This is a genomic window from Loigolactobacillus rennini DSM 20253, from assembly GCF_001436505.1.
In the GTDB taxonomy this organism is placed as follows: Bacteria; Bacillota; Bacilli; order Lactobacillales; family Lactobacillaceae; genus Loigolactobacillus; species Loigolactobacillus rennini.
Genome location: NZ_AYYI01000019.1, coordinates 1 through 3,248, shown reverse-complemented (window position 1 = coordinate 3,248; position 3,248 = coordinate 1). Strand labels below are relative to the sequence as shown.

General features: G+C 52.1%; 2 rRNA genes. Both read left to right on the top strand.

Annotation, left to right across the window (positions count from 1 at the left end):
* Positions 1-134 precede the first annotated feature (134 nt).
* Positions 135-3,057: ribosomal RNA gene (locus tag FC24_RS02955) — 23S ribosomal RNA — on the top strand.
* 83 nt (positions 3,058-3,140) lie between these two features.
* A 5S ribosomal RNA gene (gene rrf / locus FC24_RS02950) occupies positions 3,141-3,248 on the top strand; the annotation flags it as partial.

The following is a 3,248-nucleotide window of genomic DNA, read 5'->3' as shown; positions in this document are numbered from 1 at the left end:
CGTTGTTCTTTGAAAACTGGATATTCAATTTCTATGTAAATAAACCGAGAATTAACACCGCGTTTTGAAACGAGTTTTAAATGACGTTCAAGTTTTAAACGCTCAACTCAAACCGTGATACCGTAGGTATCAGAGGTTAAGTGAAGTAAAGCGCACGGTGGATGCCTTGGCACTAGGCGCCGATGAAGGACGGGACTAACACCGATATGCTCCGGGGAGCTGTACGTAAGCAATGAACCGAAGATTTCCGAATGGGGCAACCCAGCCAGCTTAATCGCTGGCTGCTGGCAGGCGAATTCATAACCTGCGCAGCGGTAAACGCGGGGAACTGAAACATCTCAGTACCCGCAGGAAGAGAAAACAATTGTGATTCCCTTAGTAGCGGCGAGCGAAGCGGGAACAGCCCAAACCAACGAGCTTGCTCGTTGGGGTTGTAGGACTGAACATTAGAGTGACCAAAAGCAGCTTTAGCTGAACCAGGTGGGAAACTGGACCACAGCGGGTAAGAGTCCCGTAGGCGAAAAAGCGGCTTCTCTGTTCAGGATCCTGAGTACGGCGGCACACGTGTAATGCCGTCGGAATCCGGGAGGACCATCTCCCAAGGCTAAATACGACCTAGTGACCGATAGTGAACCAGTACCGTGAGGGAAAGGTGAAAAGCACCCCGGAAGGGGAGTGAAACAGTTCCTGAAACCGTGTGCTCACAATTAGTCAAAGCTCATTAATGAGTAATGGCGTGCCTTTTGTAGAATGAACCGGCGAGTTACGTTAAGCGGCAAGGTTAAGGCGGAAAGCTGGAGCCATAGCGAAAGCGAGTCTGAAACGGGCGCATTAGTCGTTTGAGGTAGACCCGAAACCAAGTGACCTACCCATGTCCAGATTGAAGGTGTGGTGAAACGCACTGGAGGATCGCACCCATGTATGTTGAAAAATGCTGGGATGAGGTGTGGGTAGCGGTGAAATTCCAAACGAACTTGGAGATAGCTGGTTCTCTTCGAAATAGCTTTAGGGCTAGCCTCGAAGGAAGCATCATGGAGGTAGAGCACTGTTTGGACTAGGGGCCCGTCAGGGGTTACTGAATTCAGATAAACTCCGAATGCCATGGATGCATTGCCTTCGGGAGTCAGACAGTGAGTGATAAGATCCATTGTCGAAAGGGAAACAGCCCAGACCACCAGTTAAGGTCCCAAAATTTATGTTAAGTGGAAAAGGAAGTGGGGTTGCTTAGACAACTAGGATGTTGGCTCAGAAGCAGCCATCATTTAAAGAGTGCGTAATAGCTCACTAGTCGAGTGACCCTGCGCCGAAGATGTACCGGGGCTAAACATAATACCGAAACTGTGGATGACCACTTCGTGGTCATGGTAGAAGAGCGTTCTAAGGACGGTGAAGGCTGATCGTGAGGACAGCTGGAGTGCTTAGAAGTGAGAATGCCGGTATGAGTAGCGCAAGACAGGTGAGAATCCTGTCCACCGTAAGACTAAGGTTTCCTGGGGAAGGCTCGTCCACCCAGGGTTAGTCGGGACCTAAGCCGAGGCCGAAAGGCGTAGGCGATGGATAACAGGTTGAAATTCCTGTACTAGTCATTTGCGTTCGACCGATGGAGGGACGCAGGAGGCAAGAGGAACCGCACGATTGGAAAGGTGCGGCCAAGCAATGCGCCGGGACTGGAGTGAAAGGCTTCAGGCCAACGGCCAGTTGTGATGGGGAGCGAATTTAAGTAGCGAAGTCCTTGCGGTCACACTGCCAAGAAAAGCTTCTAGGGAGCAAATGATTACCCGTACCGCAAACCGACACAGGTAGTCGAGGAGAGTATCCTCAGGTGAGCGAGTGAACTCTCGTTAAGGAACTCGGCAAAATAACCCCGTAACTTCGGGAAAAGGGGTGCTGGTCTAACGACCAGCCGCAGTGAATAGGCCCAGGCGACTGTTTATCAAAAACACAGGTCTCTGCTAAATCGTAAGATGACGTATAGGGGCTGACGCCTGCCCGGTGCTGGAAGGTTAAGTGGACGTGTTAGCCCGTAAGGGCAACGCACCGAAATGAAGCCCCAGTAAACGGCGGCCGTAACTATAACGGTCCTAAGGTAGCGAAATTCCTTGTCGGGTAAGTTCCGACCCGCACGAAAGGCGTAACGATCTGGGCACTGTCTCGACGAGAGACTCGGTGAAATTAAAATACCCGTAAAGATGCGGGTTACCCGCGACAGGACGGAAAGACCCCATGGAGCTTTACTGTAGCTTGATATTGAGTGTTTGTACCGCTTGTACAGGATAGGTAGGAGCCGTGGAAGCCGGAACGCTAGTTTCGGTGGAGGCATTGGTGGGATACTACCCTGGCAGTACGCACACGCTAACCCGCGCCACTAAACGTGGCCGGGGACAGTGTCAGGTTGGCAGTTTGACTGGGGCGGTCGCCTCCTAAAGTGTAACGGAGGCGCCCAAAGGTTCCCTCAGAATGGTTGGAAATCATTCATGGCGTGTAAAGGCACAAGGGAGCTTGACTGTGAGACTGACAAGTCGAGCAGGGACGAAAGTCGGGCTTAGTGATCCGGTGGTACCGTATGGAAGGGCCATCGCTCAACGGATAAAAGCTACCCTGGGGATAACAGGCTTATCTCCCCCAAGAGTCCACATCGACGGGGAGGTTTGGCACCTCGATGTCGGCTCATCACATCCTGGGGCTGTAGTTGGTCCCAAGGGTTGGGCTGTTCGCCCATTAAAGTGGTACGCGAGCTGGGTTCAGAACGTCGTGAGACAGTTCGGTCCCTATCCGTCGCGGGCGTTGGAAATTTGCGTGGCGCTGTTCCTAGTACGAGAGGACCGGAATGGACATACCGCTGGTGTACCAGTTGTGCCGCCAGGCGCAGCGCTGGGTAGCTAAGTATGGCCGGGATAAACGCTGAAAGCATCTAAGCGTGAAGCCCCCCACTAGATAAGATTTCCCATTTCTTTAAGAAAGTAAGACCCCTACGAGATGAGTAGGTAGATAGCTTGGAGGTGGCAGTGCCGTGAGGCATGGAGCTGACCAAGACTAATCGGTCGAGGACTTAACCAAGTAGTTGGTGTTATATTAGAAGCGGTTAAACACGTAGAAATTGAGTAGCCAGTTTTGAGCGTCCAACGGATGTTCAAGTTAGGTGTGGTGGTTATAGCAAGCAGGTACCACCTGTTCCCATGTCGCACACAGTCGTTAAGCTGCTTCGCGCCGAGGGTAGTTGGGGGAGCACCCCCTGCCAGCGTAGGTCG